The 21,775-nt window shown below is 39.5% G+C and carries 24 protein-coding genes and 1 pseudogene; 21 read left to right on the top strand and 4 right to left on the bottom strand.

Features of this window, described 5'->3' with window-relative positions; genetic code table 11:
• Positions 1-4 precede the first annotated feature (4 nt).
• The 20 genes from J536_RS22080 (at position 5) to J536_RS21985 (ending at position 18,052) form a co-directional block, all read left to right on the top strand.
• A complete protein-coding gene (locus J536_RS22080) occupies positions 5-475 on the top strand; it encodes a hypothetical protein (RefSeq protein ID WP_032063963.1) in 471 nt (156 codons plus the stop codon).
• A 5-nt stretch (positions 476-480) separates the two neighbouring features.
• The gene (locus tag J536_RS22075) at positions 481-1,455 is read left to right on the top strand and encodes a DUF2184 domain-containing protein (protein WP_032063962.1); all 975 of its coding nucleotides are present in this window, start codon (positions 481-483) and stop codon (positions 1,453-1,455) included.
• A 13-nt stretch (positions 1,456-1,468) separates the two neighbouring features.
• Positions 1,469-1,852 (top strand): hypothetical protein, encoded by a 384-nt coding sequence (locus J536_RS22070; RefSeq protein WP_032063961.1) that lies wholly within the window; start codon positions 1,469-1,471, stop codon positions 1,850-1,852.
• A gap of 9 nt (positions 1,853-1,861) precedes the next feature.
• The gene (locus J536_RS22065; protein ID WP_032063960.1) at positions 1,862-2,245 is read left to right on the top strand and encodes a DUF4054 domain-containing protein; all 384 of its coding nucleotides are present in this window, start codon (positions 1,862-1,864) and stop codon (positions 2,243-2,245) included.
• Positions 2,246-2,254: 9 nt separating this feature from the next.
• Positions 2,255-2,446: a hypothetical protein gene (locus J536_RS22060; RefSeq protein ID WP_032063959.1), complete on the top strand. Its 192-nt coding sequence runs from the start codon at positions 2,255-2,257 to the stop codon at positions 2,444-2,446.
• Between the two features lie 6 nt (positions 2,447-2,452).
• The gene (locus J536_RS22055) at positions 2,453-2,935 is read left to right on the top strand and encodes a hypothetical protein (RefSeq protein WP_032063958.1); all 483 of its coding nucleotides are present in this window, start codon (positions 2,453-2,455) and stop codon (positions 2,933-2,935) included.
• Positions 2,928-3,371, top strand: coding sequence for a hypothetical protein (locus J536_RS22050; protein ID WP_032063957.1), 444 nt, complete (start codon positions 2,928-2,930; stop codon positions 3,369-3,371). Before J536_RS22055 ends, J536_RS22050 begins: the two co-directional genes overlap by 8 nt.
• Positions 3,372-3,433: 62 nt before the next feature.
• The gene (locus tag J536_RS22045) at positions 3,434-4,201 is read left to right on the top strand and encodes a hypothetical protein (RefSeq protein ID WP_032063956.1); all 768 of its coding nucleotides are present in this window, start codon (positions 3,434-3,436) and stop codon (positions 4,199-4,201) included.
• Positions 4,202-4,207: 6 nt separating this feature from the next.
• A complete protein-coding gene (locus tag J536_RS22040; RefSeq protein WP_032063955.1) occupies positions 4,208-4,522 on the top strand; it encodes a hypothetical protein in 315 nt (104 codons plus the stop codon).
• 35 nt (positions 4,523-4,557) lie between these two features.
• Positions 4,558-4,785 (top strand): hypothetical protein, encoded by a 228-nt coding sequence (locus J536_RS22035; RefSeq protein ID WP_171071509.1) that lies wholly within the window; start codon positions 4,558-4,560, stop codon positions 4,783-4,785.
• A gap of 79 nt (positions 4,786-4,864) precedes the next feature.
• On the top strand, positions 4,865-5,170 hold the full coding sequence (locus tag J536_RS22030) for a TM2 domain-containing protein (RefSeq protein ID WP_032034283.1): 306 nt from the start codon (positions 4,865-4,867) through the stop codon (positions 5,168-5,170).
• Positions 5,171-5,273: 103 nt separating this feature from the next.
• On the top strand, positions 5,274-8,312 hold the full coding sequence (locus J536_RS22025) for a tail protein (RefSeq protein WP_032063951.1): 3,039 nt from the start codon (positions 5,274-5,276) through the stop codon (positions 8,310-8,312).
• A gap of 10 nt (positions 8,313-8,322) precedes the next feature.
• Positions 8,323-8,976, top strand: coding sequence for a DUF2460 domain-containing protein (locus J536_RS22020; RefSeq protein ID WP_032063949.1), 654 nt, complete (start codon positions 8,323-8,325; stop codon positions 8,974-8,976).
• Positions 8,973-9,821: a DUF2163 domain-containing protein gene (locus J536_RS22015; RefSeq protein WP_032063948.1), complete on the top strand. Its 849-nt coding sequence runs from the start codon at positions 8,973-8,975 to the stop codon at positions 9,819-9,821. Before J536_RS22020 ends, J536_RS22015 begins: the two co-directional genes overlap by 4 nt.
• Positions 9,822-9,881: 60 nt before the next feature.
• Positions 9,882-13,178, top strand: coding sequence for a serine hydrolase (locus J536_RS22010; protein WP_032063947.1), 3,297 nt, complete (start codon positions 9,882-9,884; stop codon positions 13,176-13,178).
• A gap of 39 nt (positions 13,179-13,217) precedes the next feature.
• A complete protein-coding gene (locus tag J536_RS22005; protein WP_032063946.1) occupies positions 13,218-13,643 on the top strand; it encodes a C40 family peptidase in 426 nt (141 codons plus the stop codon).
• Complete coding sequence (locus J536_RS22000; protein WP_032063945.1) at positions 13,643-16,132, top strand: phage tail protein; 2,490 nt, start codon at positions 13,643-13,645, stop codon at positions 16,130-16,132. Before J536_RS22005 ends, J536_RS22000 begins: the two co-directional genes overlap by 1 nt.
• A 64-nt stretch (positions 16,133-16,196) precedes the next feature.
• Positions 16,197-16,580, top strand: coding sequence for a hypothetical protein (locus J536_RS21995; RefSeq protein WP_032063944.1), 384 nt, complete (start codon positions 16,197-16,199; stop codon positions 16,578-16,580).
• A gap of 2 nt (positions 16,581-16,582) precedes the next feature.
• A complete protein-coding gene (locus tag J536_RS21990; RefSeq protein ID WP_032063943.1) occupies positions 16,583-17,125 on the top strand; it encodes a glycoside hydrolase family 108 protein in 543 nt (180 codons plus the stop codon).
• 174 nt (positions 17,126-17,299) lie between these two features.
• A complete protein-coding gene (locus J536_RS21985; protein ID WP_032063942.1) occupies positions 17,300-18,052 on the top strand; it encodes a hypothetical protein in 753 nt (250 codons plus the stop codon).
• A 100-nt stretch (positions 18,053-18,152) separates the two neighbouring features.
• Here J536_RS21985 and J536_RS21980 read toward each other — a convergent pair whose 3' ends face one another.
• The 3 genes from J536_RS21980 to J536_RS21970 all read right to left on the bottom strand — a co-directional run bounded on the left by J536_RS21980 (position 18,153) and on the right by J536_RS21970 (position 20,655).
• The gene (locus J536_RS21980) at positions 18,153-18,779 is read right to left on the bottom strand and encodes a hypothetical protein (protein WP_032063941.1); all 627 of its coding nucleotides are present in this window, start codon (positions 18,777-18,779) and stop codon (positions 18,153-18,155) included.
• A gap of 86 nt (positions 18,780-18,865) precedes the next feature.
• Complete coding sequence (locus J536_RS21975; RefSeq protein WP_032063940.1) at positions 18,866-20,161, bottom strand: Y-family DNA polymerase; 1,296 nt, start codon at positions 20,159-20,161, stop codon at positions 18,866-18,868.
• Positions 20,158-20,655 carry a LexA family protein gene (locus J536_RS21970; protein WP_032063939.1) on the bottom strand — a complete coding sequence of 166 codons (498 nt, stop codon included), beginning with the start codon at positions 20,653-20,655 and terminating at the stop codon, positions 20,158-20,160. Before J536_RS21970 ends, J536_RS21975 begins: the two co-directional genes overlap by 4 nt.
• Before the next feature lie 210 nt (positions 20,656-20,865).
• Between J536_RS21970 and J536_RS21965 the strand changes: the two genes are divergently transcribed.
• On the top strand, positions 20,866-21,510 hold the full coding sequence (locus J536_RS21965; protein ID WP_032063938.1) for a hypothetical protein: 645 nt from the start codon (positions 20,866-20,868) through the stop codon (positions 21,508-21,510).
• Positions 21,511-21,513: 3 nt separating this feature from the next.
• Here the strand turns inward: J536_RS21965 and J536_RS21960 are convergent.
• Positions 21,514-21,775 (bottom strand): annotated as a pseudogene (locus J536_RS21960) (SOS response-associated peptidase); the annotation flags it as partial.

The raw sequence follows: 21,775 nt of genomic DNA, 5'->3' as shown, positions 1-21,775 counted from the left end.
AGTCATGGTTAAGCAATACGATGCAGCACCGGGTATGAAGTTTCACCTCATTGGGCCAGAGGATATTTTATCCCTGCCCGTAGCTGGTGCTGGTTTAGTAAATGATGGTGATGTAGTGGTACGCAGTACGGATGGTAAATCTGTATTAGCTGTTACTGGTGCAACTAATACCAAGTTTGGAATTATCGTACGTCACGGCGTAGGTAAGTCAGGGCGAACTACAGATGGAAAAGAAGCTTACAAGGCAACAGATGTCGCTCCGGTTATGACGATCGGCTCGATTTACGTGAAGGTCACAGCACCAGTCACCGACATTAATGCAAAGGTTTATGTCAAAACAGCTAATGGCACAACTTTAGCGCCGTTAGGTTCTTTATCCCCAACAGCAACAGATGGTACCGAGTTACCGAACGCATCTTGGGAAACAATTTCTAATGAACAGGGCTTGGCTGCTGTTCGATTACGTGGGGCATAATAATTATGAGTAAATTGGCAGCAATGAAGCTACGTTTAACACCAGTAGCTCAAGTGGTTCAGGCAAATATCGGTGATGCATTCAACCTTGATGCTTTGGCCCAATTGTTCGTTAAGTTGGAAGAATTTAACGACATGGACCCTCAACTCCAACAAGTCATGGATTACGCGAAGTACATTCCTGTCAAGCCTGTAAGTGGTGTTTATGGTGGCGGTGAGGTCTTAACCCGTAAAAAAGGCGTAGGTATTGGTAAAGATCACTCAGGTACAGGGAATGATATTCCATTAGCAGAAGTCGACTATGACACTGTTTCATTGCCAATTAAGGTTGGTAGTATTGGTTATTTATATTCAATCCTTGAATTGGAAGCCGCACAAAAACTAAATGTAGCTCTTGAGGCTGATAAGGTTCAAGCAGCACGTTTAGCAGCTGAAAAACACTTAAGCAACATTGCATGGTATGGCAACGCCCTAACTGGGGTTAAAGGTTTTTTAAATCAAACTGGTGTAACCGTTGTTACTGCTCAACATAATTGGGCAACAGCAACTATTGAAGAAGTACTATCTGATTTCAACTCAAGCTTAGCTGATGCAGAAGATCAAATTGATGGTGATGTTTCGGTTCAGCCTGACACTTATTTGATGGCATCAAATCAGTATAAGCATCTTTCAACTCGAATCGTCCCTGATTCTGGTGGCAAAACTTTCTTAAAGTTCATTGAAGAAAATAATATCTTCGCCACTCAAACTAAGCCATTAACCATCCGTGGTCTAGCTCGATCAAACGGTAAGGGTACTGCTGGTGCAGACCGTTCAATTATTTATCGCCGTGACCCATCATGCATTCAAATGAAATGTAATGACGTCACATTCTTGGCAGCTCAACCAGTGGGCTTAGATATCAAAGTACCTGGTCACTACAAATATCAAGGCGTGTGGTTAAAGCGTGTTGACTCTCTTCGTTACTTGGATCATGTATAAGGATTAAAACAGTATGAAATATTCATATACCTATAGCGGCTCTCAAGCCGCTTTTGTTTTTTCTGGTGTGGCTGTTTTACCCGCAGGTGTGGCAACACTAATTGAAGAAGATGTGCATAACAAACTTGCTGAGAATAAGTTTGCTAAACACCTTGTTGAATCTGGAGAGCTTGATATTCAGGAAATCCCAGATGATGAGCCAAAAGCAGCAGGTAAAACCGGTGGACGAGGCGGCAGGGGTGGCAAACAAAACGATGCAGCCAGTGACGCAGCCAAGGCAGCAGATGAAGCAGCTTTTGCCGCCGTGAAAGCTGAACTAGCCGCGCTTGAAGTAACGTTCAGTGATGATGAAACACTTGAGCAGCTTCAGGCAAAGTTAGCTCAAGCTAAGGAATAAGGTGGACCTATGGACGTACAAACGTTTCGCCAGAAATTCTCGACTGATACATCCTTAGTCAATTTGCCTGATGCAAAAATTCAGGATGCATTGGAAGAAGCAGATTTGGTCGTATCTCAAATTGAGTTTGGGGCATTAAAGGAACGTGCTGTAGGTCTATATGCAGCACATATTCTTAAAGTCGGTACTGCAAGCGGCAATGGTGCTGCTTTTGGTACTGCCTCAAGCATGACAATTGCGGGTCAAAGTGTGAGTTATTCACGATCATCGAAAGAAGCTTTTTATGATCTAAGCATGTATGGCCAGCGTTACCTTGCATTAAAAAATTCAATTCCAATTGATGATGAAGGCACCAATCCTAACCGTTTAGGTGTTGGGTGTTTTGTCGTATAGGAGATTCCCATGCCTTTTAAATATCAGGCACCCCAAGGTTATAAGCCAACTAAAGTTGTTATTGCTGGTCAAAACCTAGATATCAAAAACGGCGTTTTAGAAGCTGAGGATGACATTATCCATATTTTAAAACCCTTAGGTTTTGAGCGTTATGTCGAAGTGGTTGAGCCAAAGAAATCGGCGACCTCCGCTAAAGAGTAAAAGGTTATGAGCGATTATCGTGTTGATTGCCAAGTCAACTTTGATGATATGAATGATCGCGTTAGGTTTGAAATAAGACGCACGGTAAACGCACTTACTTTACGCTTACAGCGAACGATTCAGGAAGATATGCTGAGTGGCCAGCGTTTAAAAGTTCAGTCTGGCCGCTTACGTGGTTCCGTTTCATCTAAAGTTGATGAGGATAAGGATTCGATTGAGGGAACGGTGGGAGCTGGTGGTGCTTTGGTACCTTATGCACCTGCACATGAGTTTGGCTTAAATGGATCGATGGGCGTTAAAGCTCATCTTAGGACAATTAAACAAGCTTTTGGCCGACCTATATCACCAGTTCAAGTCAATATTAAGGCTCATTCGAGAAACGTCAGATTTAGAGAATTACGTTTTATGCGTGATTCACTAGACATGGTGGCCAAGATTGTGCCGAAAAATATTGATGCAGCAATTGAGCGGGGTTTAGCGAGTGGATAGCGAAGCAATCTATCAAGCCTTATTTGATCGGTTAAATACAAAGGTGGAAGGACTTATTACAGTTAGTCGCCGTTTACGTCACTTTAATCATGTGACACCAGAACAACGCCCAGCCATGTTTATAACACAGGGCAATCAACAGGAAGTTCCTGTACATGGTTTAGATTCAAAAGTTGAACTTGCTGCCGAGGTTTATCTCTATATCCATGAGTCGGACACTGCAAAGCCTCCATCATCACAGATGAATATCTTTATTGATCGTGTACGTGAAGCTATCAAGCCAGAACATCCAGAATTTAGCGAATATCAAACCTTAGGTGGTTTGGTAGAGCATTGCTGGATCGAGGGCACAGTAGAAGTATATGAAGCAGTAGAAAACATGCTGGATGATCAGGCGATTGCCATTATCCCTATCCGGATACTCACAACCAATTAACAAAACATTCATTTTATGACCGCCTCGATGGCGGTTTTGTCATTTTAGAGAGGTCAAAACAAATGGCTCAATATTTATTTGGTGCCGGCAAGATCTTTGCTACACCGATTCAAGATGTTTATGGGCAGCCGATTAGTAATCCAACTCCCGTTGAAGTGGGGGTGTTGCAGTCGGTAGGTGTCGATATTAGTTTCGACTTAAAAGAACTCTATGGCCGAGGACAGTTCGCCGTAGATGCTGCTCGTGGTAAAGGCTCAATTAAAGGTAAAGCATCGTTCGGCCGTATTAATGGCACATTATTAAATTCCATTTTCTTTGGTGGTGTAGTTGCTGAAGGTGGGATTGAGACAGTATCTCAAACCATTAATGGTGAAACTATTCAGACAGGCGGCTTGGTTACACCTGTAGTTCCAAATGCTGGCACTTTTGTTAAGGATTTAGGTGTTACAGACGGGAAGGCCATTCCACTTAAACGTGTGGCATCAGCGCCAGTGGCAGGGCAATACAGCGTAGATAACGTAACAGGTGCATATACATTTGCAACTGCCGATGTTGGTAAGATAGTTTTTATTAGCTTCCGATATTCGGCAACAGTTGCAGGCGGTAAGTCAATCACCGTATCTAACTTAGACATGGGTTATACACCTGAGTTTGCATTAGATCTGCAACGAGATTACAAGGGCAAATTCATGCACATGAATTTCTACCGTTGTACTAGTAATAAGCTTGGGTTCAGTTCAAAGCAGGACGATTACGACATTCCTGAATTTGAATTCCAGCCTATGGCTGATGACCTTAACCGTGTTTTCAAAATCGATTTATCGGAGTAATAACAAATGCAATTTAAGCAAGTTGAAAACCCTCGTGGCTCTACAGTTATTGTTGATGGTCAACCATTTGTTTTTGCTCCATTGTCTCTTGGTGCAGTTGAAAAACTATTGCCGGCACTTCAATCATTCAAGCCAGATGATGTCGGCACTGTGATTGATGTGGCACACAAATCTTTGAAGCGAAATTACCCCGACATTACTCGTGATGATGTAGCAGAGATGCTATTTATGGATCAGCTCACAGAAGTGATGGAAGCTGTAATGTCTGTGTCTGGTCTTAAAGGAAATAATGACGGCGCTGCAGGTGGCTCGGGGGAATAGACTGGGAGGAGCTGTACACGCATTTAGTGCTGACCATGGGTAAAGATTACGACTATGTAATCAATGAAATGGATCTACCTAGATTAAGAGCATTAAGTGCGTATCAGTATAAGATTCCTCCCGCAAATGTCGGAATTCAAAGGCTCTGCCGTATTATTGAAACTCTCTTTGAAATGGAAGAAAAGCCGTCAGAAGTCACCGTCTCAGATGATGATGAAGACGATATGCTTGAGGTTTTAGAAAGTTTCCAGCAGGGTGGTTAAGGCCGCCCTTATATTTTTAATGTGACATTAAGTAACCAGTTTGTTAGATTGTACGAACTTTATAATAATTGGTGAAATTATGACTCAAACAAAATTTTGTTATGCCTGTGGCCAACAAATTGATGTTCGTGCAGAAATTTGCCCTAAATGTGGTGTAAGACAGCAAGATGTTAGAATCACTGGGCGAAAAAGTAAGGTGGCTGCTGGCGTATTTGCTTTGCTTCTAGGTGGGTTTGGGGCTCATAAATTCTATTTGGGTAGAGTTGGCCAAGGTATCCTATATCTTATTTTCTGCTGGACCTTTATTCCAGCAATTATCGCCTTTATCGAGGGCATCCTTTATCTTTGCAGTTCTGATGAAGATTTTGCAAAAAAATATGGCTAATTAATCTGCCATAATCATTTTTATAAAGCCTTGCTATTGCAAGGCTTTTTTATTTCTCCACAGCTCCTTTAAAGGGGCTTTTTTTTATGCCTGTGAGGAAGTTATGGCGAATAATAACCGTGTTGAAGTTCATGTCGGTGCCAAGACCTCTGAACTAAAAGAGGGGATGAAAGACGCAGAAAAAATAGTTTCAGACTCAACAAAGAAAATCGAAAATTCGAGTCAAGGTATAGATCTTAAAATTGATCTATCAGGAATGAGGTCTGAACTTAATAATTTTGCTAACAACATTTCAGATAAGTTTAAGAGTGTTGGTAATGACATTAAAGAATCTTTAACAGGTGGTTTCTCACTAATTAAAGGCGGCTTTCTTTTAGGTATTGGCGAGGAGATAGCTAGAACAGCTGCGGAAGCTATAGGTGCAATACCAGACTTAGTATCAGCGGTTGGCAAAGCATCAAAAGAAATTGAAATTCAATCCCGTTTAGCTAATGCAAACACAACAGAATTTCAAGAGTGGGCTTTTGCGGCTAGCAAGGTAAATGTAGAGCAAGACAAACTTTCGGACATCATGAAGGATGTAAACGATAAGTTTGGTGATTTTATGCAAACGGGTGGCGGTGAAATGGCCGACTTCTTTGAAAAAATCGCCCCTAAAGTTGGAGTTACTGCAAAAGAGTTTCAGGGTTTATCAGGACCTCAGATTCTTGAGAAATACTACCAAACCCTACAAAAGGCAAATGTTTCACAGGCTGAAATGACCTTCTACATGGAGGCAATTGCGAATGATGCAACTTTATTAGCACCTTTACTCGATAACAATGCAGAAAAACTAAAAGAATATGCAAAACAAGCTCATGACCTAGGCGTCATTATGAGCACAGAAGCCATGGAGTCGACTAAGGAGTTCAATACTGCTTTAGGAACAATAGAGTCTACGTTGCAAGGTGTAATGACTCGCATGGCGGCACAAGCGGCACCAGCATTAACAGATCTTGCAAATAGATTTTTGACTTTTGCAGTCGAATCTAAAGAAGGTATTGATGATTCGATAAAGTCAATTATTGGAATTTTTGAAAGTCTATTTGGTATTGTTGGTGAAATCTTTAATACCATTGGGGGCATTTGGAAAGATTTAACTAGTGATATTGGGGATGGTTCAATATCACAAATTGGCTTCATGGATGCTGTATCAGTAGCTTTAAGAGCTTTAGGTATTGTTGCAACAGGTTTGCAGGTTGCTATTCAATCTGCATTTGCAATTATCAGAGCTGTGGTGGTTACAGTTTGCCAAGCCTTAATCATTGCATTTAATGGTCTCATGGCTGGATTTGACATGGTACGCAACACCATTCAGTTCGGTTTAGATGTACTTCAAGTTAAATTTCAAACCTTCGGTAGTGTCGTTAATAATATTCTTCACTTCAATTTCTCAGGTGCTAAGGCTGCATGGGAGGGCGGTTTATCTCAGCTAGGTGGTATTACTGAACGTTATACCAACCAAATGAAAGGACGAATGAATGACCTCAAGAACTCATGGAACAGCGGGGCAACAACAGCGGCAAATTCACTTGTTACGGCTGGGCAAAGGATTCTTGATGTTACTTCGGCCGGTGGCAAAAAAATTACCAACTATGTTTATAAGGATCCTACAAAACAAATAGAAACACCAAGTGCGCCAAAATTGGGTATTGGTGCTCAACCACCAAGTATTAATAAAGGTATCGGTACTGGTGTAAAAGATGACAAGGGTGGATCTAAGGCATCGGCTAAATCTAAAGCTGAGCAAGAGGCTAAAGAGCGTCAACGTCAGGCTGAGCAGGCAGCTAAAACACTTGCAGATATTCGGTATAAATATGCATCTGAAGAAAAGAAAGTCGCTTTAGATCTTCAGAAAGCATTAGATGAGATTGAAAAATCTAAGATGACTGCCGATGAAAAAGCCGCTGCTAAAATCAAAGCCGAAAAGGATGCTTCTGACAAGATTATTGCTATTCGTTTAAAAGAGTTTGAGGACTACAAAAAAGCTCGTGAAGAACAGATAGACAATTATCAACAGCAAGCACAACGTCTATATGAAATAGAAGCGGCACGGATCCAAGCTGAATATGATGCCAAGAAAATTTCAAATGTACGTAAAGTTCAGTTGGAAAAGCAACTAGAAGATCAGTTACGCGAAATTAAGCGGCAAGGTCTTTTAGAGCGTCTGGCACTTGAGAACGAGCAAACCGGAATTACAGGCAAACAGGGTAATCAAAACCAAATCACAAACAATATTTCTGATTTAGAGTCAGATCAGAAAGTTTCTGACACTAAGTCTATGGGCTTAATTAGTGATGCGGAAATGAAAGACTTTGAGGCTAAGTTTGGTGGGTTCACTTCTCGGCTTGCAAACCTTTGGGATCAGGGCATTCAATCACTTATGAATGGAACCTTGACTTGGAGTAATGCAACTAAAGCGGTGCTAGCTGATATGGGCGCATTTGCATTGCAATCAGCTACTAAAGAGCTCCAAGGCTGGCTCAGAATCCAAGCGATTAAGTTAGCACGTAAGCTCGGTTTTGTTGGAGCTGAAACGGCGGCTGAAGCTTCTGGCCAAGCTGCACAAACAGGGGCAACAATTGCTGGTGAAGCAACTCGTACCAGTGTTACAGCTGCTGGTGGTTTAGCTCGATTGGGCCTTAAGGCTGCCGAAGCTATCAAGGGCATCATGATGTCGGCTTGGGAAGCAATGGCCGGAGCTTTTAAAGCAATGGTTGCTATTCCATACATTGGACCAATTCTCGCCGTCGGTGCCGGTGCTGCTGCATTCGGTTTAGTGGCTGGCTTAGCGGGCAAGATTAAATCTGCTCGAGGCGGTTATGACATTCCATCCGGTGTGAACCCAGTTACTCAGCTTCACGAAGACGAAATGGTTTTACCTTCACAACATGCAAATACCATTCGTGAAATGGGCAAAGCTATGCGTAGTGGTGCAAGTTTCGGAGCAGCTGCAGCCGCTGAAGGTGGGGGTGCTGGACCGACTATTCATATTAGCGCCGTAGATGCTAGGAGTATTGAGCGGTTATTAAAAAATAATGGTCGTGCAGTTGCTAGTGGTTTGCAAAGCTATGTTCGTGGATTTGGTAAGAATGGAAAATAAGGGGTTATAAGTGTCTAACGTATTATTTCCTGAGTTAGCTGGCCTTGAGTGGGATCTTTCAAAGACCCCTATGTTTAATACCAAGATCATGACTTCAATTAGCGGCCGTGAACTCAGGGCTAGTTTTCAAGCTATGCCAAAATATGAAATTTCTCTCTCTTATGCTTTTTTAAGAGAAGGTAAGGGGCGAAATGAACTTAAGCAATTGGAAGGCTTTTTCTTGGCCAGAAGAGGGGCCTTTGATTCATTCTTATTTAAGATGCCTCAAGATAATGAGTTTACTTGTAAATATTTAAGCGATGGTTCTACAACCACTGTCCAGCTTTACAAGCAATTTTATGATACTCAAATGCCGCTTGGTAACACGCAGGCAGTATCTTCGGCCATAGTAAATTTAAATATGTGGAATCAGACCACTACTAAAAATATGTGGAGTGCAACTACATCAAAAAATATGTGGAGTTCTACAACTGCACAAATCACTTCGGATGGTAAGCATATCCTTTCACAAGCTATTGAGGCAGGTATTGAATATCAAGTGAGTGGTATTTTTTATTACCGTTGCCGATTCAAGGGTGATGATCAGGAATATGTAAATTTTATGAACAACCTATGGAAAGCACAAAAAGTTGAGTTCATTGGTTCATTGGGAAATAAGATATGAGACAAGCCTCACCGAAACTAATTGCTTTGCTGGATGCTGAACAATTCATTATGGCTGATTTGTACACCATTACTACGATTCAAGGCATTGAATATCGCTATACCAGCTATGACATCAATTTGATGGTTAGTGGTAAAGAGTTTCGTTCGGATGGACCAAATATAAGCCGTGATGGTGTCACCCTTTCGCTAGGTATCGAAGTCGATAATTTATCCATCACAATTGAAACAGCTGAGAACTCCAAATTCGGTGATATACCCGTTGTTCAGGCTTTTCATAATGGCATTTTAGATGGAGCCCGATTTAAATTAGAACGTATATTCATGGATGAGAATACGCCGACTGATACCAGTGCGGGCACAATTGTATTGTTTGAAGGCCGGATTATTGAGCCTGAGTTTGATCGCTATGTAATTAATGCAAGTGTGGTTTCTGATGTGGACAATCTAAAACTTCAAATGCCTAGAAATCTTTATCAGCCGAGTTGTTTGAATACGCTGTTTGATGGTGCTTGCGGGTTATCAAGAGATAATTTTTCAGTAACTACTTCAGTGCAAGCAAGTAGTACTTCTAATCGTATTTTGTGCAATTTAAGTCAGCCTCAAGGTTGGTTTACCCAAGGCGTTGTGGAGTTCGTCAATACAGGAATTAAGCGAACAGTAAGGTTACATGAGTCTGGTGCGTTGTTATTGACGTTACCGCTTCTGGAAGTGCCGAGTGTAGGGCAAATAATTAAAGTTTATCCTGGTTGCGATAAGCGTCTAGAAACTTGTGTGAACCGTTTTAATAATCGTGCCAGATTTCGAGGTTCACCTTTCGTTCCAATTCCTGAAACGTCCGTCTAATACATTAATATTTAACCTAAAGCCCTGCCTAAAAACAGGGCTTTTTTTTGGGAAAAAATTATGGCTATTCCTAACAAAGATTCCTTTATTGGCCCTAGTGTTACCGAAGCTTTATTTAAAACCAATCTTGGTTTATTGATTGATTTCTTAAAATCGATTGAAGCACAGAGCCCTTCTTTTTCGTCAACTTCATTATTAAGGGCCTCTCGACCCGTTGAAAATACTAGCTATGCTAAGGCCTTGGATACGGGGAAAGTTTGGCGTTGGGAAAAGCCTGTAGGCTCAGCAGACGGTGATTATTGGACCGTTACCAATATAAGTGATTTAGATCGGGCGATTGCTTATGCAGATCAAAAAGCTATTGAGGTTGATGATAACCTTGAAGCTATTTTGGTTAATGAAATGCTTCCTTATATTGATAATGCAGATGACATTGTTAAATCGGAAGCTATCACTGCCGCTGCAATTGATGCGTCAACGAAAGCAGATACAGCTGAAGAAAATGCTAAAAATTATGCGGACAGTGTTGCATCGAATCTAAAAGCTAACGTAAATGCTTTCATTAACTCAAATGTTGATAGAGCTGGTGATGCGATAACCTTATTCAGTAGTGAGCTTTATGGTGAAGTACTCAATAGTACTTTTATACCTTCTGTAAATGTTATTTTGACGACAGTTCCAAATATTGGAAAAGTCATTAAATTTAAGAATATAGATACATATATTGCTCCTCGCGCTGCACCAGCTGTCTATAGTCAATCTAAGTATCAAGCCAAATTTTCATTATTTCGGACTATTAATTCAAGTGATCCTTTAAATGATGCTATTCAATTTGGTATTGAATACTTAAACCATAATAAGGAATCAATTTCCCATACTGTTTTAGAAACATCATCTATCAAAGTTTCAAATGGTGTGGTTACTAAATCCTTTGAATTATTACCTGTTACTAACGCAGTTTATATGCGACCGTGGGTGCGTATTTATGGTACTGACAGTGAAACCGCGATTATTTATCTTGGCGTAGATGATGTAACGGCTGAGGTTGGTGCAAAGGAATATGCATATGGCGAGGTAATGGCTTTAGCTGGAGCAGCAGCTAATGACGCGACCACTAAAGCAAATACCGCTGAATCGAATGCCAAAAACTATGCTGATTCAAACGCAAATTTCACGTTTAAGGTTTTAACAGAAACAGATCATCTGGATGACTTAAAAGTTTCAGGAACTTATACAGCTCTCAATACAATTGTTGCTAATACTTCCCGTGGCTATCCTGTTAATGAGGCCGGTGCTTTGAGGGTTGTTAAACATAGCAATTCAAACTCAACTCAGCATGAATATTTAACGTTTTCAGGAAAGTTATATGTTCGTAGATTCGTTGCAAGCTGGTCTGCTTGGGTGGCTCAAGCAACCTCAGCAGAAACTGACGCGGCTAAAACAGAGATTATGGGTGTTGCATTAGTGAATAGAGGTGTAGTTACTAATTCAGCAATAACGAATTTGACTGATGTTGGGCTGTATTCAGTTTCAAATATGACCGATTTTCCCTCAGATTTCCCTGCAACATTCGGCATATTGAAACGATATAAGTTTGGCTCATATGCTTATTGGGAGTTAAGTTCTACTTCGCGACCAGATGTGACATGGCAGAAAGTTGGTGTTTCTGGATGGCGTAAAATTAGTCTTGAAGAGTCTGCGGCGGCGGCTACATCGGCAGCTGTGACGCAGTCACTTGCAGTATCTTTAGCAGATAAAGGTCTTGTTTCAGGAAGTAATATTTCTGATCTATTGGCGGTAGGGCTTTATGCTGTAAGTGACATGTTGGACTTTCCATCTGATTTTCCAGCAACTTATGGAATTTTAAAACGCTTCAAGTTTAGTGGATATGCATATTGGGAACTAAGCACAACATCACGACCAGATATCGTTTGGCAAAAAGTAGGTGTTGCTGCATGGCGTAAAATCAGTGTTGAAGATGCTTTAGCGCCTTTTACGAGTAAAGATTCATTAACGCTAAATCGAGATAAGCTTTACCCGATGCTTGCTCTAACTCGCACAGCAGTTGCAGCGAATACTACAGTTCAGGCATTAGAGAAACACATTCTTGATATCAAGATTAATGGTGCTAATCCGGATTGTTATTACAGAATTTCTTATTTTGGAAATAACTCTAGTCTTGCAAGTGAAGCAAATAAATTTGGCTGGATTTTACAAGAGATTTCAAAAGTAGGTTTTGCAGAAAGTGGTGGTACTGTTAAAGCACTGACATCTTCAGCAACAACAAAATACGAAATCATTCCAAATACCGGCATTATCCAATTCACTTTGCAATCAACTGTAGATACCACTATTTCATTTGATTTTACAGTTGATACAACAGGATTTGATACAACCCTTCTTTATTCTCATTCTGTCTCAACGGCCCAAGCATGGGGGCATATTATCGACCCGATTAAGTATGTCTTGAAGCAAGGTGTTGATGGGGCTGTGATTGACGAGAAGATTTCGACCAACAATAAGCAAATAGAAGCTTTGCCAGTATTACCAATACTTACAGCAACTTCTGCGGGATTAGTTCCAATTGATTTATCTGGAAATGCTAACTATTCAGGGCTTTTATTCTCAAAGTCTATTAGTACTTCTATCGCCCCTGCATCAGTAACGAAAGTAATGTCGGTCATTGTAGCTTTAGAGTCTGGAATGACTTTAAATACTTTATTGACTGTAGCAACTGGAGATATTGCAACAGGCAGCGGAAATAATTTGCTAGAAGGTGATCAAATCACTTTGCTTGATGCTTTATTTAATATGATGCTTCCTTCAAGTAATACTTCAGCAAATCTAGTGGCCAGAAGTGTAGGAGCTTTTTTAGGCGGTGATACTGCAACATTCATTTCGAGAATGAACAGCAAAGCTGCTGAGCTAGGTATGACCAGCACAACTTTTAAAAATCCATCTGGTTTAGCCGCAAGCGGGCATTCTTCAACGGTAAGTGATTTACTTAAACTTGGCGTATATGCCAGCAAGAATGCAACAATGCTTTCAATTTGGGGGCAGTTACATCACACGATTAGCATTCAAGGTAGTAACCCTAGAAGTGTTGTTGTTGATAGTTCTGTAGATCCTGTGGTGAGCGGTGAGCCTTGGGCGATTGGTGGTAAGACTGGAACGCTTGCGCCGTCTATTTATAATATGCTGTTATTCGTTCGACTCAAAAATGGTTATATCGGTATTGCTGTTACTGCGGGCTCATCCTCTGATGCCAATCGATATAGTGATATGAAATCTATCGCTGAGTATGCAAGAAATGCATATGCATACCCCGCGCCCCCTCAAATTGTTTTGAAGAATTAAAAGCCCCGATTAATAAGGGGCTTTTTTTATGGAGTAAATATGAGTACTGGACAACAAGCCGTAGATGAAGCGCTAACTTGGCTAGGTACTCCATACCACCACCAAGGCCGTGTAAAAGGTGTAGGTGTGGACTGCGGTACTTTGATTTGTGAGGTCTACGAGAAAGTAGGCCTCATGGACTATTTAGATCCACGGCCATATCCACCAGACTGGCACTTGCACCAGATGGAGCAACGCTATTTAGAGCTCATTTTAGGGGTGTGTGATCCAGTAGAAGGACCACCACAAGCAGGTGACATCGTTTTATATAATTTTGGCAAGTGCATCAGTCATGGTGCAATTGTCATCGAATGGCCGCAGGTCATTCACAGTTATCTCCATCAGGGAGTGATTATCCAAGATGGAACCAAAGGAAGTTTAGCCCGCCGTATAGCGGGCTTTTATCGTATGAAGAGGCTGAAATAATGGGTGGATTATTTGGAAGTACAACGACTAGTACAACGGATACCCGTATTAATTCTATGCGTATTCAACAGTCTGCTTATGGTCTATGTCAGCCATTGTTGTACGGTAAAACCCGCGTAGCTGCGAATATGTTTTGGTATGGTGATTTCTTGGCAACTCCACATACAACCGTTACTAAATCAGGCGGGAAAGGTGGAGGCAGTAAAACGAGCAATACCACATTTAGTTATAGTGCTTCTCTCATGCTCGGTTTATGTGAGAACCAGATTAAAAAGATCGGGCTAATTTGGGTGGATAAAGAGCAATATGTACCTAAGCAAGAAGGATCTATTACTTTAGATCCAATCGATCAGTTAAAGTTTGAATTATATGATGGGAATAATAACCCGCCGTGGGGGTGGTTAGTTTCAAAGCATCCGGATCAGGCCATTAACTATCCATATTTGGGATATGTTGCTTGTGCTAATTATGAGATGGGAAATAGCGCTAGCCTTTCAAATCATAACTTTGAGGTGATTAGCACGATTACATTGTCAGAAACTATTGACGATGCTAATCCCGCAGATGTGATTGAAGACTTTATTACACATCCTCGCTATGGGGCTGCTCCTGATTTAAATATGGCAGATCTTTCAGAATTTCGTACTTATTGTCGAGCGGCCAATTTGCTGATTAGCCCAGCCTTTACTGAGCAACGTGCGGCATACGAGACGATTAATGAGATTGTCGAAGCTGTAAATTGTGCGGTGGTACCAAGCCCTGACGGGCTAAAAATTAAATCCTTTGGTGATTCTGCACTAACAGGCAACGGCGTTACGTTTACGCCAAATCTCACACCGGTTTATCACCTGACAGATGATGACTTCATTGACGATGAGGAACCGGTACAAGTACGCCGTAGCCGTGATACTGATGCTTATAATCATGTACAGATTGAATACATCAATCGATATAACCAGTACAACACCGAAACAGTAGAAGCCAAAGATCAGGCAAATATTGAAATGTATGGATTGCGTACGGAAGATCCGGTAGAGAATCATTTCTTTTGTGAACCTAAAATAGCCCGTCATGCCGCACAGCTACGATTACAACGATTGCTTTATGTGCGTAATGAATATGAATTTCGCCTAGGTTGGAAATATTGCCGGTTAGAGCCAATGGATATTGTAACTTTAACGGATCCGGTTTTAGGTTTGAATCGTTTCCTCGTGCGTATCACACGTATTGAGGAAGATGAACAAGGTGAGTTGACAGTCACAGCGGAAGAATTAGCCGTAGGCTCAAGATCAGCAATTGAATATGATTTACAGGCTTCTAATGGTTATCAAGGTGGTAATGAAGAAGCTGGAAATGTAAATGCACCGGCAATATTTGAACCCCCGCTAGATCTCTCCAATGGCCAAAATCAAGTATGGATTGCTGTATCCGGTGGAATCAATTGGGGTGGCTGTAATGTATGGGTAAGCCTTGATGATACAACTTATGAAATGATTGGTACGGTATATGGATCCGCGCGTTATGGTCAGCTTGTCACTGGTATTGATAGTGATGATACTGCTTTACAGGTGGAGCTGAATACTTCAAGTCAGATCTTCAGCGGTACATTAGAAGATGCTCAAGCCGATCAAACACTTTGTAAAGTTGGTGATGAGTATTTTAATTATCAAGTGGCCACATTAAACGGAACAGGGCTATATACATTAAGTGATGTATTGCGAGGGCGCTTTGCTGATGCTCAAAATCATAGTGCAGGTGAGCCTTTTGTTCGTTTAGATAAGGCAATATTCAATTATGGTTTTAACCAAAATCTTATAGGTAAACAGATCTTTTTAAAGTTTACCAGTTTCAACGGATTGGAACGCAAAGAGCAAACTTTAGATGAGGTTACGGCCTATAGCTATACTTTAACCGGTGGTCGTACTACCAGTGTTAAAGGCTTATCGTTGCAATCACCTTTTATTGGTACTTCTTTCAAGGTGCAGTGGCAGGTGGCAACAGGTGCAACTGGTTATCACGTTCAAGTATGGTCCGATGCCGTGAAAATACGTGAGGTAGATACTACCAATACGGATTTTAGTTATTCAATTGAAGAAGCTATGCAAGATGGTATCGGTCGCTCGTACACAGTTCGGGTGGCCAGTAAAAATGGTGAACAGATCAGTTCTTTTGCTGAACTCAGTATTAGTAATCCGGTACCGCCATTACTTACCAATATTTATACATCAGCAACAAATGATTCTATAACTGTAAGCTGGATACCTAGCGAAGTGCCAGACTTGAAAGACTATGCCATTTGGCTCAGCAGTACCCCGAACTTTGATCCTACAACTACAAGTCCAACTTGGACTGGTACAGAACTTACGAAAACGATTAAAGATCTTCAAGCAACAACGCCTTATTACATTCGTGTTGCTGCACGTGATGTATGGAAAAATACCGACTGGAATTATTCCAATCAGATAACTCAAAGTACTTCTGAAGCGTAATCTAAATCATTTCCTTAGCACCCGATCGGGTGCTTTTTTTTGACCAAAATTTAAGGAGCCTAATATGGCTGAACCTATTAGCACTGCTGGCGCGAGTGCCTTTTTTAAAATTTACGGTATGGCGATTGTTGTCATTTTAAGTACGGCTCTTATTGCACTTGTTGTGATGATGATACGGATGCCTAAAAACCCGCAAGAGTGGGCGGTAGGGCTGATTTGTACAGTGGTTTCAAGTATCACGGGTGGATCATTTTTTATTATGAAATTTGGTCTACATGAGTGGGTAAATAATATTTGGGGCGTTTTAGCGCTTGGCGGATTTTTCTTTGCATGTGGATTGCCCGGCTGGTTCATTGTCCGTCTCACGGCGAATTTTATAAATCAGCGGGAAGGTAAAAACATCGTTGAAGTTGTTAAAGAGTTAAAGAAAGAAGTTAAAGGTGATTAAAAATGAATATCGAACAATATCTTGATGATTTGATTAAGCGTGAAGGCGGTTATGTAAATAATCCTGCGGATCGAGGAGGGGCAACCAAGTTTGGTATTACTGAAGCAGTAGCGCGGACAAACGGTTTTAAAGGCAACATGAAAGATTTACCGCTTGAAGTCGCCAAAGCTATTTATAAGAAGCAGTATTGGACAGCTCCTCGTTTTGACCAAGTGAATGCCATTTCTTCTGCAGTAGCTGAAGAGCTTTTAGATACCGGTGTAAATTGCGGTACCGGCTTTGCGAAATCACTTTTACAACGTGCATTAAACCTACTGAATAATCAAGGTAAAGCCGGTTTTCCAGATCTTGAAGTTGATGGGGTTTATGGTTCAGTGACTTTAAATGCTCTAAAAACTTTTCTGGCCAAGCGTGGCAAAGAGGGTGAGAAAGTCTTACTGCGAGTACTCAACATCATGCAGGGCCAACGCTATATCGAAATTTGTGAACGCAATCCTTCTCAAGAACAGTTTTTTTATGGTTGGATTGCTAATAGAATTACGTGATAAAAATCTAAATTTAGCAGTATATTTTACTAAAGGATATACTGCTTATAATATTTTTTTATAAATTTTAATACCTTATAGAAAATTATTCTTTCTTGAGTAATTTGACTATTTTTAGTTGGTGAATTTTTCTGTTAATGATATAAAACATTGAAGCATTTACTTACATATACTATGAATACAGATAGCATTACACCACTTTACCTAAATTGGGGCTTTTGGAGCTTTTTAGTTGCTTTAGTTGCGTTAATTATTTCACTTTTTCCTCATATTAGGATTTGGTTGAAAGGAAATAAGCTAGATTTAGAAATTCATAATAAAATAACTCTTCATCATTGGGTAGGCTTCCCATCCATAAACATTTATTTAGGCGTGACTAATAAAGGTCGTGCTAGAGTGAAAATCAAAAGTATGAATGTCAAAATTGTAAAAGACGGTAGGGATATTGAAAATTTAAGTTGTAATGGTTATTTTGAGAGTACTACATCTCAATCTGCTAATTTATTTTTTCCTTTCGAACTCTCGTCTGATGAGTCTTGGGATCATGTTTGTTGGTTTGCAATTAATTTAGACAGAAATAAAGAGCAAAAAGCACGTAGTGCTTTTACTGCAGTAGATATGAATATCAGTGAAAAAATTCGTGTCAATGGTGCTAATAATCAGTTGGTAGAGGCAAATAGTGAGCTTGTTGATACTCTAAAAGAAATACATAGTCAGAATTTTATTTGGGATTCTGGTGAGTATTATTTAGAACTTAGATTTGAAACAATACCTTCTATCATACTTGAAAAGCGAGTACGTTTCACACTCTTTGAATCTGATGTAAAAGAATTAAATGATTATTTTAATGACTATAAGTTTGGATCAGCTTATAACCACCAGAAAAATAAAGGTGTAAATATTCTGATATCTGAAGCCTCTAATTAAATTTTATTCATACTAAAAATTGAGTATAAATTTTTATACTCAATTTTATTTATAATAACTAATTTAAGTTTATTTTAATATTTCTTCTGAATTATCGAAATTAATCTTTCTTTAAAATAAAGTATGGAACGTTTGAACCTTTTTTAGGTTTATATTTAATTTGGTAAATATCCTCATGATGTAAATGGTTTCTATCTATATATTTTAAGATTAAAATAGGTTTTAATGCTAACATATCTCTTAAGAAGTTATTTTTATCATTTGAATTGTAGTTAAGTTCTATATAGTGATGTTCTTGATTTTCAGTAATACTTCTAAATATATCAAATTGATTTCTAGTATCAAAATTTCCATATTTAATTCTAGCACTAGGATTAATTCCTCTATGATTTAGGGAAATCTCTAATAGAAATGCACTTTCTCCTATATTTAACATTTTTACCCCTATTTGAAAACGATACTTACTAAACGGAGGATTGTCATCCTGATATACGCTAGTTGTCTCTAAAAGAAAGTTTGGTTCTTTTGCTTTAGCTTGCAAATGCAAAGTATAAATAGCAGATAAAACAGCACCTAAAGTTGATATTCCTGAAAAGAAATATATAGTTAACGTAAGTAGTACAGTGGGATCAGTAATTTTAAAGCCGCATTTCAATACAAAATAGAATGAAATAGAAAGGCTAATCACTGTAAAAATTGTTAAAAGAATTAAATTAAAGTATTTCATCTTGGTAAAGTTTAGTTTTTTATTATCAGTAATTTACAGAAATTCATTTAACTTGTCACTATTAACTGATGAATTTGACTTGGTAGTTAATTTACTCTTATTAACTCATTCCATAGGAAAGGATTTCTACTCAATTTATCCCGCGACATCGACCAGTTTCGACCAGGAACAAAACATGGTCCGACCCCTAACTTTTTCTTTCCAAATTTGCTATGGATACCATCCATTGCCTGCATCAAACATTCTTTTTTCTCTATCAGACTAAAGTCAGTGAGCAGGTCATAAGTATGGCCAGACTTGGGTTCTAAACATGTCAGCACAACACCGCACTTCTTATATTTAATACCTTCTTTGTAGATATCGTTCAACATCCTTGTCGCAGCTCTAACAAAATCTACTGCACAATCTGTTGGCTCGGAAAATGAGCCAGTAATAGATTTATTGTAAAATGGCACATTGGGATCGAAAGGGTTTGATTGAACAAATGCAATCATACATCCACATAACAAGCCTTCATCTCTTAAGCGTTTACATGCATCCTGAGCATACATTGAGATAGCTTCTTTTAGATCTGTTAGTTCAGTTACACGACCGCCAAAAGATCGGCTGGCAACAATCTGTTTTTTGGATGGGGGAGTATGCTCGATCTCAATGCATGAGATACCTTGTAATTCGTATATCGTCCTTGCCATCACAATTGAAAACTTTTTCTGCATCTCTCGAGGTTCAGCACAAGCTAGATCTAAAACATTGCTAATACCCATAGCTTGCAGCTTTTTTGAGTGCTTTCGGCCCACTCCCCAAACTTCGGAAACGTCTATTTGAGCAAAGTAGTATTCTTTGTTGCACGGATCCATGCTTACGAGATCGCATACACTGTTAAAGCCGGGATTCTTTTTAGCAATATGATTTGCAATCTTTGATTCTGTTTTACTTCTGCCAATACCAACACAAACCGGCAATCCTAGCCACTTCCATAATTGCTGGCGCATTTGCTGGCCAACTTTCTCTAAATCAAAGTTCTTCTCATAAGCAGTGAAATCAACAAAGCATTCATCAATCGAATAAGGTTCAACCTCTTCATCTGTTACGTATGAAGAAAGTATTTTATGAAAGCGCCGTGACATTTCGGCATACATTGCATAGTTGCTTGAAAGTACAATTACGTTATGTTGCTGAACAATGTCTTTAATTTGGAAAAGTGGCACACCCATCTTTATATTTAAATTTTTCGACTCATTGCTACGCGCCACGGCGCATCCATCGTTGTTACTGAGAACAATCACAGGCTTATTGTTCAAACTTGGGTCAAAGACTCTCTCACATGAAACGTACATATTATTGACGTCAATTAAGAAAAAGACTTTATTCTCATGTTTCATGATTTTCTTATCATTTTAATGACGCAGGTGACAACGCCCCAGATAATTAGTTCTTGGCCTTCTTGTAGATAGATATTTTTATATTCAGGATTTTCGGCTTTGAGCCATTTTCTAGACTCTTCAATCATTAAACGCTTAACAGTAAAATCATTATCAATTAGTGCCACGACAATATCGCCGTGTTTTGCATCGAGACTGCGATCGACAATTAGTTCGTCATCAATATCAATCCCAGCATTAAGCATCGAGAGCGAAGCAACTTTGACAATGAAAGTTGCAGTTTCATTTTTTATTAAGTGCTCATTCATATCGAGAGCTTTGTCAATATAATCTTGGGCAGGGGATGGAAAGCCTGCGTTGATCTTCTCTAAAGCATAAGGGATAAGCATATGAGTAGTTGGAACAACTTGCTTGATAGATAAGACCTCAGATAAAACAATACTTTGTGTGAGGTACGGCTTTATCTGGATGATGGATGGTGCAATTTCGCTCATAGAATATCCCCTAACTTGAATTTGTAACATATTCAAGATGATATGCTAGAGGTTGCTTTAAATTCAAATTTAAAAAGTTGTGGATAAACAAATAGAAGTCAAAAATTGACGTTGAGTAGCGAATATTTTGTGACCGCTTGTCAGATTATATATATGTAATATATTTAAAAGGATTAAAATTTAAACTCATAATTAAAAAAGGAAAATGTCATGAAAAAATATATAAAAATACTTGAACTCGCAGTTGTCTTACAAATAAGCATATTCACCCAGCAAGCTTTTGCAGATTGGAGAGGTCATGTTAATTGGTCTTTTCATGATACAGGTGTACCAGATTGCCCGGGCGAATATATTCGTGTAGGCGGCAATGATTGCCTTCTAGCAGGTATAGGAGGAGGAACTGGAAACGGCAACAGGGCATGTTTAATGTCTAAGGCAAAAATTGATGCTGAAGATGGAAATTGTAATGGTGCAATAAATAAACTTCTTATTACTCAATGTCACAATGGAAAAGCTCAAGCGGAAATCCGAGCTGCAAATAAAGAGGAGGTATGTGACTATATTGCTCCAGATAGGCATAAAACAGTAGTTAATACGCAAAGCAACAATTCACAAACTATCTATAATCCAAATTTGAGGAGTTGTGTTATCAGTCTAAATAGTATTCCTGCTTCAATGATAAATAACTGTGATCAAAGAGTAGTGGCTGATTATAGGCATTATCAAGGTGGGACTTTTAGAGAGAACCAAACATATATTCTTGATCCTCGACAAATAGTTAAATTTACCCAAAATAGCTACTGCCCAGTTCTACAAGGGTGTGAACAGCGCTGGGATTTGATAGGTGTTAGATAAAATTTAAATTCGAGGTATAAATCTAGCTTGAAATTGATCGACAGGCATCTCAAAGAAAAACTGGTCAGCATCTTCTTTTTTACAGTTCAACCAATCTTCTCGATAATCTTCAGGGATAACAATAATAGATCGTTTCTCATCTTCTGGTTTATGGAACTGGCTCATGAAAGGGTGGTCATCTGCATTAATGGTCAGCATCGACATTGATCTAACTTGTTGGCCATCAATCACAGTTGAATCATAAATAGCAGCTACTGTAAAAGGT

Origin of the sequence: Acinetobacter sp. 809848 (assembly GCF_000581275.1) — a bacterium.
Classification (GTDB): Bacteria; Pseudomonadota; Gammaproteobacteria; order Pseudomonadales; family Moraxellaceae; genus Acinetobacter; species Acinetobacter pittii.
This window is presented reverse-complemented; position numbering and strand designations above follow the sequence as displayed.